Source organism: Dongshaea marina (assembly GCF_003072645.1).
GTDB classification, from domain to species: Bacteria; Pseudomonadota; Gammaproteobacteria; order Enterobacterales; family Aeromonadaceae; genus Dongshaea; species Dongshaea marina.
In genome coordinates this window covers 3,360,710-3,376,368 of record NZ_CP028897.1, presented here as the reverse complement: position 1 = coordinate 3,376,368, position 15,659 = coordinate 3,360,710, and the positions used below count along the sequence as shown (strand labels likewise).

14 protein-coding genes are annotated in these 15,659 nt (G+C 49.7%); 7 read left to right on the top strand and 7 right to left on the bottom strand.

Going from position 1 to position 15,659, the window contains the following annotated elements:
• Positions 1-14: 14 nt before the first annotated feature.
• Positions 15-3,008 carry a non-ribosomal peptide synthetase family protein gene (locus DB847_RS15810; protein WP_108651564.1) on the bottom strand — a complete coding sequence of 998 codons (2,994 nt, stop codon included), beginning with the start codon at positions 3,006-3,008 and terminating at the stop codon, positions 15-17.
• 1,470 nt (positions 3,009-4,478) lie between these two features.
• Positions 4,479-5,168, bottom strand: a complete 690-nt coding sequence (locus tag DB847_RS15805; RefSeq protein ID WP_108651563.1) for a metal-dependent hydrolase — start codon at positions 5,166-5,168, stop codon at positions 4,479-4,481.
• Positions 5,169-5,457: 289 nt separating this feature from the next.
• Here DB847_RS15805 and DB847_RS15800 point away from each other — a divergent pair, with 289 nt between their 5' ends.
• The 7 genes from DB847_RS15800 to DB847_RS15770 are packed head-to-tail and all read left to right on the top strand — an operon-like array spanning position 5,458 to position 10,589.
• The gene (locus tag DB847_RS15800; protein WP_108651562.1) at positions 5,458-6,582 is read left to right on the top strand and encodes a bifunctional tRNA (adenosine(37)-C2)-methyltransferase TrmG/ribosomal RNA large subunit methyltransferase RlmN; all 1,125 of its coding nucleotides are present in this window, start codon (positions 5,458-5,460) and stop codon (positions 6,580-6,582) included.
• A gap of 20 nt (positions 6,583-6,602) precedes the next feature.
• Positions 6,603-7,385: a type IV pilus biogenesis/stability protein PilW gene (pilW, locus tag DB847_RS15795; RefSeq protein ID WP_108651561.1), complete on the top strand. Its 783-nt coding sequence runs from the start codon at positions 6,603-6,605 to the stop codon at positions 7,383-7,385.
• Complete coding sequence (locus DB847_RS15790) at positions 7,375-8,295, top strand: RodZ domain-containing protein (protein WP_108651560.1); 921 nt, start codon at positions 7,375-7,377, stop codon at positions 8,293-8,295. Before pilW ends, DB847_RS15790 begins: the two co-directional genes overlap by 11 nt.
• Before the next feature lies 1 nt (position 8,296).
• Complete coding sequence (gene ispG / locus DB847_RS15785) at positions 8,297-9,394, top strand: flavodoxin-dependent (E)-4-hydroxy-3-methylbut-2-enyl-diphosphate synthase (RefSeq protein ID WP_108651559.1); 1,098 nt, start codon at positions 8,297-8,299, stop codon at positions 9,392-9,394.
• A gap of 19 nt (positions 9,395-9,413) precedes the next feature.
• Positions 9,414-9,821, top strand: a complete 408-nt coding sequence (locus DB847_RS15780) for a winged helix-turn-helix domain-containing protein (RefSeq protein WP_234418630.1) — start codon at positions 9,414-9,416, stop codon at positions 9,819-9,821.
• Positions 9,822-9,835: 14 nt separating this feature from the next.
• Entirely contained in the window at positions 9,836-10,090 is a 255-nt protein-coding gene (locus tag DB847_RS15775; protein ID WP_108651557.1) for a hypothetical protein, read from the top strand.
• A complete protein-coding gene (locus tag DB847_RS15770; protein WP_159084669.1) occupies positions 10,071-10,589 on the top strand; it encodes a hypothetical protein in 519 nt (172 codons plus the stop codon). Before DB847_RS15775 ends, DB847_RS15770 begins: the two co-directional genes overlap by 20 nt.
• A 167-nt stretch (positions 10,590-10,756) precedes the next feature.
• On the opposite strand, the gene DB847_RS15765 is transcribed toward DB847_RS15770, so the two are convergent.
• The 5 genes from DB847_RS15765 to DB847_RS15745 all read right to left on the bottom strand — a co-directional run bounded on the left by DB847_RS15765 (position 10,757) and on the right by DB847_RS15745 (position 15,568).
• Complete coding sequence (locus DB847_RS15765) at positions 10,757-11,143, bottom strand: hypothetical protein (protein WP_108651555.1); 387 nt, start codon at positions 11,141-11,143, stop codon at positions 10,757-10,759.
• A 660-nt stretch (positions 11,144-11,803) separates the two neighbouring features.
• A complete protein-coding gene (locus DB847_RS15760) occupies positions 11,804-12,289 on the bottom strand; it encodes a DUF6790 family protein (RefSeq protein ID WP_108651554.1) in 486 nt (161 codons plus the stop codon).
• A gap of 43 nt (positions 12,290-12,332) precedes the next feature.
• Positions 12,333-13,658, bottom strand: a complete 1,326-nt coding sequence (locus DB847_RS15755) for an AmpG family muropeptide MFS transporter (RefSeq protein WP_108651553.1) — start codon at positions 13,656-13,658, stop codon at positions 12,333-12,335.
• A gap of 128 nt (positions 13,659-13,786) precedes the next feature.
• Entirely contained in the window at positions 13,787-14,110 is a 324-nt protein-coding gene (locus DB847_RS15750) for a hypothetical protein (RefSeq protein ID WP_108651552.1), read from the bottom strand.
• A 327-nt stretch (positions 14,111-14,437) separates the two neighbouring features.
• Positions 14,438-15,568, bottom strand: coding sequence for a methyltransferase (locus tag DB847_RS15745; RefSeq protein ID WP_108651551.1), 1,131 nt, complete (start codon positions 15,566-15,568; stop codon positions 14,438-14,440).
• Positions 15,569-15,659 lie beyond the last annotated feature (91 nt).

Below are 15,659 nucleotides of genomic sequence, written 5' to 3'. Positions count from 1 at the left end.
TCGCGTTCTCAGAACTAATCCAAAAGCAATGCTGCCTGATTCTTTGAAATAAAGCCGCTTTCTACCCAGAACTGGTAGTAGGTCTCTAACAGAGCCTCTATATCAAATGTTAGATTCGATTGCTCTACAAAATCTCGTTCAACTTCGACCTCTTGGTGCTGTTGAGGCTCAAGATAGAAAGACTTGAAGGGATAAAGGGCATTATCGTCACAGACCTTTGGAACCCAGTGTTTAGCCCACTCATTGGGGCAGACAAATTTCAGTGGATGTCCTTTTTTGCTGAAGTATTCAAGCTTTTCTCGCCAGCCTATAAACCCAAGATTACTAAGGTTGACAATTTCATTTGGATGCCTGAATTGCAGAGCACTCTGAACCAAAAGTGATGCCAACAAATCAGCGGGACTGATATCCAGGTTGTGTTCTGTCCAGTCCGGAGCAGTTCCCATCTGCAAGCAGCCCTTGATTAGATTCAGGATATGATTGATCTCTGCATTTGAGGCTCCATGGCGGGTACAGCCTGTGATATTACCCATTCGGAACGTGGTGCCGTACAAGCCTCTTTCGAAAGCTTGCTCCATCAGCCGTTCACAAACCCACTTGGATTGGACATAGCCATTTTGCAGATAGCCATTTTCCTCATTGGGGTTTTGGGCAACGGTTTTTTCCTGGATCCCTGAGTCTCCCATAGGTGCGGATGCGATGCTGGATACGTAGAACATCTGTTTTGCTTTACCTTGCTGGCATAGCTCCAGCATGTCCAGAGTACTTAAGACATTAGCACTACGCAGGGTCTCATAACTATGAAGGTGGTTAACCCAGGCACCACAGTGGATAATGCCATCGAGATCGTTACTCAGCTCATCCCAGGTGAGTTGCTCCAGCCCTAGCTTGGGCTTATTCAGATCTCCACATAGCACTTTAAGCCGGGTCGGATCGATCTTAAGCCTGTACTTCTCACATGTTTGCTGCAACTTATGAATTGCAGAATCACTATCATTGCCTCGTACCAGGCAATAAACGGTGGTATCTGGTTGAAATCTCAGCAGTTCATATAGAAGGTGGGCACCAAGGAATCCTGTTGCTCCGGTCAGCAGAACATTTTTTAGCTTGACCGAGGGGCTGGAGATAAATGGTTTATTTAGGTTGAGCCATTGATCCTTTTCAAACAGGGCCTGCACCTCAAGATCATTCTGATGTACCTCACCATCGAGAACCCGGGCTAATTCACTAAGACGGGGTGCTTTAAATACGTCACCGACTTCCAGTTTTTTACCGGATCTCTCTTGAATTTTTTGCAGCATTTTGATCACCAGTAGGGAGTGTCCGCCAATCTCAAAGAAATGATCTTCGACGCTAATCTCGTTGAGGTCGGGGAGTAGCTCCTTCCAGATATCGACTAGCTTGGCTTCGGCCAGGTTTCTTGGTGCAATCACTTCCTGAGTAGTGATGCTGTGCATAGGCTCGGGTAACTGACGCTTATCAACTTTCCCGTTGCTGGTAAGCGGGAAGCTTTCCATCACCACGAGATGGGATGGAATCATATATGCGGGAACCTGTGAGCGGAACTCTTCGAGGATCTTACTTTGAGGTGCAGAGCTTACACAGTAGGCTATCAATTGTTTTTGACCCTGATGGGGACGGGCAATAACCACAGCTTGCTCCACACTCTCAAGCTGAGTGAGGCGGGACTCGACTTCACCAAGCTCCAGTCGAAAACCACGAATTTTTACCTGGTTGTCGACACGACCTATGAATTCAAGGGTTCCATTCTCCAGCCAGCGAACCCGATCACCTGTTTTATACATGATCTCGGTGGCAGGAGTTTCGTTACGAACTCTCGGGTCAGTATAAAATGGATTGGAAACAAAGGCTTCTGCAGTTTTTTCTGGCTTATTCAGATAGCCTTCAGCGAGTCCATAGCCACTGGTATAAAGCTCTCCAGCCTCACCTATAGCAACAGGGTGCAGCTGTTTATTAAGTACATAACATGTGGTATTAGATACGGGACGGCCGATGGGGATTGATTTGCGTTGACAATCATCTTCAGTGATTAGATGCATGGTTGTGATAACTGCATTCTCAGTTGGTCCGTAAGCGTTCCAAATCTTTTTAGGTGGATTATCAGCTCTTAATACACAGAGGATACTCTTTGAGCTGAGGGCATCTCCACCCACCAGAAGATTAGTAACTGTGCCAAATGCGTTAGGATTTTCAGCTGCAAGTTGATTAAATAAGGCGACGGTCAGCAAGGTGTCGGTGACCTTATATCGTGTCAGTGCCAACTGCAGAGCTTGGCTATCGATAACGGTTTCGTAAGGAAGGATGACTAATTTAGCGCCATTAAGAAGAGCGCTCCAGATCTCATAAACAGACGCATCGAAAGCAGAATTGCCCACCTGAGAGACAACAGAGCTTCTAGTAACTTGAACATGGTTGGTATTCAGAACAAGACGATTAATTCCGGTTTTCGTAACCCGAACCCCTTTAGGCTGCCCGGTTGATCCTGAAGTGTACATAATGTATGCAATGGCGTTTTCTGTGATATCAGATAGCGGGAATTTATCCAGCTGTGCCTTGAAGTCTATGTCATCCAAATATAGTTCCGGGCAGATTGTTTGGCGATTTTTTTGAGCCCTTTCGGTAATCAGTAACAAAGCTGAGCTGTCTTTGAGTACATAGCTTAGCCTTTTATCTGGATGAGTCGGATCGAGTGGAACGTAGCTTGCGCCAACTTTTAGGATACCTAGGATCAAAATTACCATCATATCGCTACGCTCAATAGAGAGTGCAATATTTTGCTGCTTCAGTTTATTTTTTCCAAATGTTTTTTGCAGATGGTATGCAACATTATCAGAGAGTCGATCGAGCTGTTGATAGGTTAGCTCTCGATCTCTAAAGATAGTTGCTATAGCTTTAGGATATAGTGTTACTTGTTTTTGGAAGATTACAACTGGGTCACAAATAGTTAAGTGCTGTGAGGTGTTGTTTAATTTCACTAGATGATTCATATGGATGTTGCCTGATAAAAATCAATTCGATACAAATAGTCTCAATCGGGTAATGAAAAACTATTCAGTTGGCGAATAAGCTAAGATTAAAGCTCCCGAATAGGCAGAGCATGGATAAACAGAGAATTAAATAGCTCATTTAAATCATGTCTCCATATGGAGCATGGGATATTAAATATAATAAAAATTAATATATTAAAGTCATTCATAACTCAGAGTGATTTCAACATATAATAATGTCCTGACTTTACTGTCCTCCCTCTCTGGCTATACGCCTTCAAGGAGATTGCTCTCAGCTAAATAGCTGAGCCTAATACTGCTACATCTATCGAAATGCACCAGCAGACCCACAGTGAATCCATTTCTTATCCACGAGAATCCCTGCTTTGCGTGCGCTGCTTTGAGAGCAACTTACCCATGGAAGTTCAACCGCATCATCCCTGACACAAAGAGTCTGCCTGAGAAAACCTCAGCAACAGCTCCAAGTGATCTGCTATTTGGAGGAGTTATTTAGCCTAACCAAACTATAAAGTTCTATTGGAGAAATTACTCATAACTGACTTGGATTTTCAGTGCGTTAGTGAAGAATAGATCCAGACATCAACAACAGACAACAAGCCTTACCGAAAATCAATAAAAAACAGTCTTTCCGATAGGTGTAAACAACAAGCAAGTCCAATTTTTTGTTATTTATAGCAGAGGTTCTGAAGTGGAGCGGATTATACTTAAGGATAAAGTTAGATCAAGAAATTAATTCATATAGATTATCGGCTGAAAATGGTTATATTTTTGTCCTTGCTTTTAATTTAACAATTAACGACCATTTTAATAATGGTCGTGCTTTTTGTTTTTTGATTGCTGGATTGTGCTAGAGTGTCGGTTTTTTATATAAGTAATGTGCGACTACTATCTAAATTGCGTTTCGTGATAAACAGGGTGGTACTTTATCAATCACCTCAAATGCCTAATGATTGTTGTGAGTTGTTAGGTTAATGTATTTAAATATCGAGTTGGTATTGATTTTCATCCATCGATTTATTAACTACTCACAAACTCTTATGAGTCCTTTATTTAGAGGATAGGCATTTAGGCTCATTTGAGTGCTTATGAAATCCCTTAAGAAAATCTTCATCCCTCTCGGATGGGAATAAGATAATAGCCAAAGTCTTTGTGATTACTACTCGGATTAGCTGAGACAAATCTGATCCTTGGGGTTATGTTTTTCCAGGGAGACGGCTCATATTTTAGATGCGCTGGTTTCAATATCGACAGCCTTCTGCAACAGGGGTCACTCAAAGCAGGGAAACGAGGGGCAGGATAGCAAACTGGGAGCGATTCGGGCTTACAGGCTATTCCCATGATGGCTGAGATACCACCTTTATTGGGGATATCAAAGGTACATATTCTTCAGGTTAGGAGATGTGACTGGGCCGATAGGTAATGTAGCCAACCAAAATAGCTCATGAATGATTACCACCTATGTGCCCACAGGGTTTGGGCAAGCTGGGCCGTCAGGATCTGCTCACGCAAGATGGTCAGGGGAGGGGCCGGGATCAGCAATATCCCGATCAGCAGGTAAAGGCCGACATACAACAGCCAGCTATCACGACTCATCAGTTTGCAGGCGCTCAGAAATGAGCTTTTAAGCCGTCCACCCGAGAGATCGACACTATAGATCTCATCAAGCAGCAGGTGCACCAGAAATCCTCCACTGACAAAGAGTCCCGCCAGCCAGGCATTGGGCGCACTGTAACGCAGCAGGTGCCAGGAGACGCTGGCGGTCACCAGACCACAGATCACTCCCATCGGCAGAGAGTGAAAGATCCCGCGATGCCGGGTTGCCTTGGTAAAGAGATAAAAGATGATATAGCGGGCGATGACAAAGAAGCAGGCCCCGGCGCCGATCCCAGGCACAATCCCATAGTCCCGGCCGACCAGCATCATGGTGGCGGTGGCCCCGATAATGGAGAGCAGGTTGAAGATCACCCGGATCGAGGTCGAGTGATCTGAATCCACATCCGGCAGCAGGCCGCCAATCGAGCCAAACAGGATGAGTGGCATGGTGAACTGGGAATGGATAATCCCTGCGGTATGCAGGGCGGCGGCAGCAATCGCGCTGCAACCGATAGCAACGCTGGCATGGGTATGAAAATTTGCCATGAAGAGGAGCTCTCACAGGGGCCTGAGTAACTTAGGGCTCAGAAGGAGCCAATTTCGCGCTACTGTGACAAAAGGAAGACTCAAATGCAATACGCTATGAGCTCATCTACTCTCGATCCCGGACTGAATTCTTCGCCAATCGGGATTTTTTGGTGTCAAATGACGAGAAAGGATTGCATTTACCCACCTATCTTTAGCAAAATCACTGCCTTTGCTGGAAAGCACTAGTCAAAATTTGTACAATTCGGCGCTGTTTAGCGATGTATGGCTGTCAAAAGTTGGGGCAACAATGAGTGAAACTAAAATCAATCTGCTAGATCTTGATCGGAATGGGATGCGTCAGCTGATGGCTGATCTGGGTGAGAAACCCTTTCGTGCCGATCAGTTAATGAAGTGGATCTACCATTTTGGTTGTGACAACTTCGACGAAATGACCAACATCAATAAGGTGCTGCGTGCCAAGTTGCAGCAGCGCTGCGAGATCCGTGCGCCTGAGATCGCCCGTGAGCAGCGCTCCAGTGACGGCACCATCAAGTGGGCCCTGCAGGTTGGCGATCAGGAAGTTGAGACTGTTTATATCCCGGATGAAGACCGCGCGACCCTGTGTGTCTCCTCTCAGGTCGGCTGTGCCCTTGAGTGTCATTTCTGCTCTACGGCTCAGCAGGGTTTTAACCGTAACCTACGGGTTTCTGAGATCATCGGTCAGGTATGGCGGGCGTCCAAGTCGATTGGCTTTAAGGGCGAGACCGGCCAGCGCCCCATCACCAATGTGGTGATGATGGGGATGGGAGAGCCGTTGCTGAACCTTAATAATGTGGTGCCGGCAATGGGGCTGATGCTGGATGATTATGGCTTTGGGCTCTCCAAACGTCGGGTAACTCTGTCTACATCCGGAGTGGTACCCGCCCTGGATAAGCTGGGCGATCAGATTGATGTTGCGCTGGCGGTTTCGCTGCATGCTCCCAATGATAAGCTTCGCAGCGAGATCATGCCGATCAACGATAAGTACAACATTCGGGAGCTGCTGGATGGCATTCACCGCTATGTTCAGAAGTCCAATGCCAACCAGGGCAAGGTCACTATCGAATATGTATTGCTCGATCACATCAATGATGATATGGATGATGCCCGCGAGTTGGCGCGTCTGTTGAAGAACACCCCCTGTAAGATTAACCTCATTCCCTTTAATCCCTACCCGGGCAGCCCTTTTGGTAAGCCCAGTAACAGCCGGGTCGACCGCTTCAGCAAGGTATTGATGGAGTATGGCTACACCGTCATAGTGCGCAAGACCCGTGGCGATGATATTGATGCCGCCTGTGGACAGCTGGTTGGTGACGTAATCGACAGAACCAAGCGAGTCATCAAAAAACGGATGCAGAACGAAGCGATTTCCGTCAAAATCTGTGAATCCTAATTTAATCTGATGGCTAGGGAATGGAAAGAGGATTACAACTCCTGAGCATAGGGATGGTAGCGCTTCTGCTGGCGGGCTGTGTTCAGGAGACGACCTATGTCGATAATAAGCAGACTCATACGGTTCAGACCTTTGAGCCGAAGAATGCGGCCAAGAATCGCCTGGATCTCGGGCTGCAGTATCTGCAGCAGGGAGATGCAGTTCAGGCGAAATACAATCTTGAGAAGGCTCTGAGCTATGATCCTCGTAATCCGATGATCTATGCCGCCATCGCTTATTTCCACCAAAGCGTCGGAGAGATGTCACAGGCTGACGCCTCTTATCAAAAAGCCCTTGGCATGGCGCCCAACAATCCTGATATCCTTAACAACTACGGGACCTTCCTTTGCTCCGAGAAACACTATGCTAAAGCGCAGAAGATGTTTTTGCGAGCGGTGGCGGTGCCTGGCTACATCAAGGTTGCCAGCACCTACGAAAATGCTGCCGTTTGTGCTCAGAGTGCGGGAGATACCCCACAAGCGAAAGATTATTACAGACGTGCACTTGGATATGAGCCATCAAACCCCACGATTTTGTTGGGACTGGCCGATATCTCATTGCAGCAAAAGGATCTGGCTTCGGCCCGGGGCTACCTGGCACGCTATGGTAAAGACAACTTAGCCACTGCCGATAGCTTATGGCTGTGGGTGAAGCTGGAAGAGGCGGATGACCATCCGGCGGGAGTCCATAAGTATGGTGCCGAGCTGATGCGTAAATATCCTCAATCGATTCAAGCTAAAAAGTACATTGCGAATGAGTATTAAGAGCGAACATCCTGAACAGATCCAAGAAACCGAGGCCGACATTGGCGAGCAACTCGCGATCAGTCCCGGACGCTTGCTGCGCGAGGCACGCGAGCAACAGATGATGAGCCAGGAACAGGTTGCCTCACGGTTGAACCTGCGGCTCACTTTGGTCCAGGATATTGAGCAGGATCATTTTCCTGCGCATATGGCCGAGACCTTTATCCGTGGCTATCTGAGATCCTACTGTAAGCTGCTTGGAATTGAGGAGGCACAGGTTCTGGCTTCCTATGAGCAGCTGGGAACCGGGAAGGCTCAAACCGGGATGCACAGCTTCTCTAAACGCACCCACAAAGAGGCGAGTGACTCACGGCTCAAGTGGGTGACCCGATTGATCATCCTGGTGCTGATCATTTTGCTGATCGCCTGGTGGTGGCAGGAGTCGATGACAAAAAGTAGTGTGGAGCCTGTTCCACAGCCAGCAACAGCTACCCAGAGCGCAACAACTCCGGCGCAGCCAGCCTCAGAGCCGGCCGTATCCCCTGCGGGATCCCAGGAGCAGAGCCCGGCCAGTGTGGACACTCATTCAACACCATCAGTGGCAGATGAATCCTCTTCGACCCATGTATCTCCCACAGAGACCTCAACTGCGGCAACCGAGTCAGCTGCCGCAGAGACACAAAACCAGCAGCAAGGATTAGTGTTAAGCTTTCGTGGCGACTGTTGGGTGAAGGTCACCGATGGCACAGGCAAACAGCTGGTGGTCGGGATCAAAAAACAGGGGGATACCCTGGAGCTGGAAGGACAGCCGCCATTCCACCTGATCCTTGGGGCACCTCAGCTGGTAGACGTGAGTTATCAGGGTAAACACGTGAGTCTCGATGCATTTAAAAACAGTATTGCAAAACTAATTGTTCCGGAGCAGCAGTAATATGGCCCATCATCAATCACCGATTAAGCGCCGTCAGTCTAAGAAGATCTGGGTCGGAGATGTTCCTGTTGGAGGCGATGCACCGATTTCGGTACAGAGCATGACCAATACCCGTACCGTGGATGTGGAAGCGACTGTGGCGCAAATCCGCTCTTTGGAGAAGGTCGGGGCGGATATTGTCCGGGTTTCGGTACCCACTATGGAAGCGGCCGAGGCGTTTCGTCAGATCAAGCAACAGGTCAAGGTCCCTCTGGTGGCGGATATCCACTTTGACTACCGGATCGCCCTCAAGGTTGCCGAATATGGCGTGGATTGCCTGCGGATCAACCCGGGAAATATTGGCAAAGAAGATCGGGTGCGTGCCGTGGTTGATTGTGCGCGGGATAAGAATATTCCGATCCGGATCGGGGTCAATGGCGGCTCCTTGGAAAAAGAGTTGATGCAGAAATATCACGAGCCAACTCCCGAGGCCCTCGTTGAGTCTGCGATGCGCCATGTTGAGATTTTAGACCGGCTTAATTTTGATAACTTCAAGATCAGCGTCAAGGCATCGGATGTGTTTATGGCGGTCGGAGCCTATCGTCAACTGGCAACCCAGATTGAGCAACCCCTGCACCTGGGGATCACTGAGGCGGGAGGCTTTCGCTCCGGCGCGGTGAAATCAGCGGTGGGTTTGGGAATGCTGCTTGCTGAAGGGATCGGTGATACCCTGCGTGTCTCCCTGGCCGCGGACCCGGTGGAGGAGATCAAGGTTGGTTTTGATATCCTCAAGTCATTAGGCATTCGTAGCCGCGGCATTAACTTTATCGCCTGCCCAAGTTGTTCGCGTCAGGAGTTTGATGTGATCAACACGGTCAACGCCCTTGAGGAGCGTTTGGAGGATATTATCACTCCCATGGATGTCAGTATCGTCGGCTGTGTGGTCAATGGTCCCGGAGAGGCCTTGGCTTCTGACATAGGTCTGGCGGGAGCAAACGGTGGCAGTGCACTGTATGAAAATGGCGAGCGCCGCGAACGATTAGCCAATGATACCCTGGTCGATACCCTGGAGCGGCGGATCCGTGCCCGCGCCGAGGCGATCAAGGTCTGTAAGGCATGATGACACCCTCCCTCCTGTGATGGAATCAAGTCCTACCTCAATAAGTCTTCCGGATCAGTTGAAGCTCCCTAAGGGGAGTATTCATCTGGTCGATGGTGAAGTCATCTCATCCGATGGCGTCAAGCTCATCGCCCTTGGCGGCAGTGAGCTGGCACTACTCAGGCTGCTGCTTGAGGCTGATGGGGAGGTAGTAGAGCGCGCGGTCATCTTTGAAGCTGTGTGGCGGGATCGAGTCGTCACCGATAACTCGTTGCATGTTGCGATCAACAAGTTGCGTAAGGCCCTGGCCGCGATTGGTGATGATGCGAGTCGAATTATTACGGTGAAAGGGGTTGGCTATCGACTCTATATAGAGCCAGACGTTGTAGAGCCCCCCACTGTGAGCCTTCTCCTGAGCCAGTTCAGAGCTCGACCGTTGCTGAAATAAGCTCAATCTCATCGATGGCCTGGGTTAAGCTGAGTCTGCTCATAGGCATCCCCCTGCTGGTGTTGTGCCTGTACCTCTGGTTACTGGTGCAAACCCACAAGGTGGATTGTAAGACCATAGGCCCGCAGACCCTTTGTTGGGAGGGGATGAGTCAGAGTCAGGCAGAGCACTACTTCCAGCAGCAGCTTAAAGCGAATCCCAACTTTGCCAAGCATGATCTTTTTCTTTTTAAACGCTCCGGGAAGTTGATTGTCCGTGAAACTCCTTAAGATTAACTCCTGGCTGAAGTCTCGGCGTCTGTGGCTGGCAATGGCGCTGGTTACCCTGATCCTACTGTTGCCACTGCTCTACTTTGTGGTGGATAGCCAGGGCTGTGATTTTTCGGTGAAGCTCAGAGCGAAGCAGATCCCACTCGATCCCACAAATACGTTTTCCATGCAGTGCCGTGGCGGGTTTGCCAAGGTGAGTAATGCCTTTGAGTACAAGGATCAGATCTATCACTGGCAGGCTAAAGGGCTCTATCTGAAGGTTTTCCATACCATTTTTCTATTTGCCTATGATAACCAGATCAAGGCCAGCGACAGGGATGGTGTGCTCTCCTATACCATTTCTGAGCTGAATACGGCGAAGCACACCTATGGTGTTCATCACTTTGGACGTATCGATTATCACCGGGGCCCAAAGCATGTGACTGTGCTGATCAGCTCCGACGGCCAGCATCTTTTCACCACCCTTGATTCTTCTACTAAATTCGGTCGGTTTGACTGACCAGTGGTCAACAGCTTTGTGCCAACGGTAATGTGCTGCCGGCACCCCGGCAATAATGTAGCGAAGCTGCAAAAAGGCTATCCGCAGGATAACAAATATCAGCCGAGTGACGGCAGATCAGGGGGAGTGCACGCTTACGGTGATGAGCGGCACTCTCAGGGCCGCTATTACTGACATTTACAGCTCTCAAGCCCGACGCTTCCGTAATCGCCGGTGGATGAGGTGCTTTCTCCCGGACCCGAGGTTGCCATCTTGTAGAGCTTGAGTCGGCACTGCTTGCCCTCTTTCTCAAACCCGAAGTAGCTGGTGATCTCTTTACCATCACGGCCATAGGTTTTTTGCAGTGTCCCTTGGTTGAACAGGATTTCGGGATCGGAAGGGCTTACCTGATAGTGGAGTCCCTTTTTCTCAGAGAAAAGTTTGAGGGCCTGGATCAGCTCAGCCGAGCACTGAGGGTTTTTTGAAGCCTGGGTGAGTTTACCGCCGGGGGTACATCCAAAGAGCAGAGTAAAGCCTGCCGCGATCAACATGAGGTTGCAAATTGCCTTTTGCATCTATGAGTCCCTGTTGTTGCTCTGGGGGGAGTATCTCATAGAGGGTAAGCTGAATTTATGTTAAAGAAAAGAGCCACAGTTGTTGCTACGGCTTTTCATGACGCAATCTGCATAAATAAACGTGATAATCCTCACATCTGCTTTTTTATTATCGATAAATGAATTTTCTTTCAATGATGCCGCGTGAGACATTGGCCATTATTCTTGTGAGACATTAGCTATATCTGGGGTGGGAGATTAATTTATAATCGCGATTGATATCTCGCTCAGTTCAATACAAGTTAATGATAAATAGTGATTTATTTCCTGAGGTTATATCTTACTAAATATTTTAATCAGATAGTTGCTTGTTTGAATTGGTCAACCCCTTATAGTTGTAGGGGAAGGATGGATGGCGGGACAGGATGACTCGCAACCAGGAAGGTTAAGGACGGTGACAGGATGTCACAGGGAGCTCTCCAGGAAGGAGATAAAGGACACCTCCAGGAAGGAGATGGGTCACGAAGCGGAATTCGTGAACAGGGATAGTACCAAGGACGCGCTAAAGGACTGGTAAGAGGAAATCTTAGGGATAGGATGAGTCAGGGACTTGCAGGGAGCAAGAGCGTTCAGGGACAGAGCAATAGGGACCAAAGGGGCGACGTAAGTCGCCCCTTTTCTTTATCTGAGATAGGGTAATAGGCTGTGGAGCAGCGGATACCAGAGTGCGGCCAGGAGTCCGATTGTCAGGAACGGACGGTTGAGGTTAGCCCATCGGTAGTTCTTGTGAGCGATGCTCTGCCAGGCATGATTTACCGCCGAGAACAGGATAAAGAATGCAAATGCCGAAACAATCGCGATTTCGGCTCCCGTCCCCAGATCTGCAAAATAGACCAGCAGAGCAATAGCTGCATAGGAGAGCAGGGCGATCGCCGACTGCCTCTGGTAGTTACTGCCCTGCTCAAACCCTTTCTCTTTAGCCGCAAGCTTTGGAAACAGTAACCCTTCGACCCCGGAGATTCCGGCGATCGAGACCAGTAGCCAGGGGCTGATGATGTGGAGCACCGCCTGGGCGGGTGCCGGGGAATCCATCCCCAGTCGGTAGGCGAAATAGATGCCGAGGCAGGCACCAGCAATTCGCACTGTTTCGATGAGTTTGATCAGCATTGGGCCTACTCCCGATTTTCTTTATTTCTCCATATTTAACATGCTACAGGTTTGGGCTTGATGTCGAGACCACAGGTTTATTTTCGGGCCTTACTCGCTGTAGCCAAAGGATCAGTAGCACCACGGGGACGCCGATCATCGCTGTGCCATGAAAAAACGAGGCGTAGCCAAAATGATCCACGTAGACCCCTGAAAACCCTGCCAGAAATTTAGGAAACAGCACCATCACCGAGCTGAACAGCGCATACTGGGTCGCGGAGAAGGCGACCGAGGTGAGCGAAGAGAGATAGGTGATGAATGCGGCCGTGGCTAATCCCTGGCTAAGGTTATCCAAAGAGATCACCAGGGTCAGTACGGGGACACTCGGGCCCAGATGGGAGAGCCAGGCATACAGCAGGTTGGTTGCCGCGGTCAGGATCGCTCCGGCCAGCAAAATCCTCAGGGTGCCAAGCTTGTTAATAAGGATCCCACCGATGCCGGCCCCCACCAGGATCATGATCACCCCGTAAACCTTGGTTACGGTTGCGATCTGCTCCTTGGTAAAGCCCATATCCACATAGAAGGGGTAGGCCATCACTCCCATCACGATATCGGAGATCCGGTAGGTTGAGATGAGGGCCAGGATCAGCAGCGCACTCCAGCCATAGCGGCGGAAAAAGTCGGCAAAGGGTTCATAGAGGGCTCCATGCAGCCAGGCGAGGGCCGTCGAGCTCACCCTGCCGTAGCCCTTCTCCAAGAGATCTTTACGAACCGATACCTCCTCCTGCTCAATCGCCCTCTCTTCGATCTTTGGCTCCCTGGCAATGAGAGTGGTGACGACACCGACCAGCATAAAGCCAGCCATACAGAAGTAGGCCACCTGCCAGCCGTGGAGGTTATAGCCGATATTGCTTCCGGCCCAGGCGGCAATCGCCAGGGCTCCGGCCCCGGCGAGGATCATCGCCAGTCGATACCCAGCCATATAGGCGGCAGCCATCGCCGCCTGGAGTTTTTCAGATCCGGACTCAATACGAAACGCATCGATCACTATATCCTGGGTCGCCGAGGAGAAGGAAACCAGCAGGGCACACAGGGCAAACCAGATCAGATGGGTGGTCGGATCGCTCAGGGCCATTCCGCACAGGGCAAGAATAATCATCAGCTGCGATAGCAGCATCCAGCCCCTGCGCCGTCCCAGTAACCGGGTCAGCAGGGGAAGATGCAGGCGATCCACCAGGGGAGACCAGACCCATTTAAACCCGTAAGCCAGCACCACCCAGCTGAAAAAACCGATCTCGGAACGACTCACCCCGGCTTCTCTGAGCCAGAAGGATAGGGTGCCAAACACCAGCAGGAGCGGTAGTCCCGAGGAGAAGCCGAGGGCGAACATAAAACGGACACGCCTGTCGAAGTAAACAAAGACAGCGCGTGTCCAGGAAGGAGATAATGACTTAATGGCTCTGATCCTTAAGCTTAAAAGTTCCCCATTTTGGAGGAGAACTCCTTGTACTTCAAGGCTTAAGGACGTGTCCCAACACAGTATGCGGGGCAGCTACCCTGGCCATTGAGAAACAGGGCACAGTTCCAAAGTTGTAAGCGAAGCCACTTGTCTTGCGATAGCTGGCCCTCATCCCATTGATGTAACTCATACAACAGGTGCCAGAAGACACGCTCCTGATCCGATTCGGGCTGCTTATCCTCGTCACAAAGTGGTGTCCACTCAGCCAGTGCACTCCAGGTAAAGTTGTGCAATTCGCGAAACGCGATTTCATGGGCAAGGAAGGCAAAGACGAAGCAGGCAAGCTGCTGGCTGTGATGCTCAATATAATCGTTGATTTTCATGATAAAACTCCTAAAGGCTCCAAATGATGAATCACCAAGGCCTGTAAAGACAAACAGAACACCAAAGGCCTGAGCGAGAAAACCAACGCACCCGCGCCCCGGGCTAAAGCCACAGGGAGTTGAAGTCCATTTCGATACAGCGCCTCGTTACCAAGGCTTGTGAAAACCGCTCAAACTGCGAGCGAGCAAAGATCCATTTTGCGTAGGTGTACTGATTTTCATGAAAAGTGGCCATCCTGACAGCCTCAAAAACCGGGAAACTGCACAGTTCGGCTCACCTCTCACCGACAAGTGTAGACGCTTTTTTTTAAGCTGCTTGTGCGATCGCTAACGTAACGCTTTCAGGATAGAGAATTTTTTATTTCCCGCGATATTTTGGCAGTTCCCGAAGAGTTTTTTGAGCTGAATATGATAGCCAAGATGGCGGTTTCCTATGACCCACAGCTCTCCCCCGCGAGCCAGGGCTTGGCGGGCATCGCGGAACATCTGACGGGCGATATGATCGGTGATCGTTTGCTGCTGATGGAAGGGGGGATTACATAAGACAATCGAAGCCTCTCCCTTGGCAAAATCATCAAGACAGTTATTGACGTGGAATTCACAACGATACAGATCCTGGGGACGGTTTTTTTCAATATTAAAGCGTGCCGAGGCAACCGCCAGCTTTGACTCATCCACAAAAATAACTTTTGCCTCGGGGTTTTTCTCTAACGCCATCAGGCCGACTACTCCATTGCCACAGCCTAGATCGATGATATCGCCCTGGCAGCCGGTTGGAAGGTGCGAGATAAAAAAGCGCGCCCCGATATCCAGCTGGTTGCGGGAAAAAACATTGGCATAGTTACTGATCTGATAGGAGCTCTTCTCAAGGGGCCACACCACAGGCGAGGGCAAGGGCAAAGGCTCTTTTTCAGCAATTTCACTGAAAATCAGCCGCGCCTTTTTCTTGGCCAGGGATGTATGGGTTGATCCTAAGTACTTTTCAAAGAGTTTCAGGGTCGAGGTGTGGATCTCTTTGGCCTTACCGGCGGCGATAATCCGGGTGCCCGCTGGCAGTTGCTGCTGCAAATTGGCAAGTTGCCACTCGAGAAGGGATTGGTTTTTAGGAACCTTTAACAACACCAGGGCAACCTCTTTAAGGGGGCTCAGCGGATCCTGCTGGGTTAACGACTCTGTGGGGAGTTGGTTTTCTGCAAGATTAGCCTGGGTTGCCCTGTCACTGATACAGGAGTCACTGACCTGGGTCACCGGGTGATTTTGTGCAATGAGAGAGCAGGTGAGGGCACCGAATTGATCATTGTAAACCAGCAGTGGTTGCCCCTGTTGTAACTCAAAACCGCTGAGCTCCTCCAGCAGATATTCATCGGCAGAGTCCCAGGCCTGCAGAGTCTCTTTGGAACGTTTGGGGTAGCGATACAGATCCAGCTCCAGGCTGGCGCAGAGGAATTGAGTTTTCATAACAAAGGATGCTTGGGTAAAATTGGTCGCTAGTTTACCCAAGATTGGCGCTTAAATCAGGCTAAAATAGGGATTGTGTCAATTGAAGCTC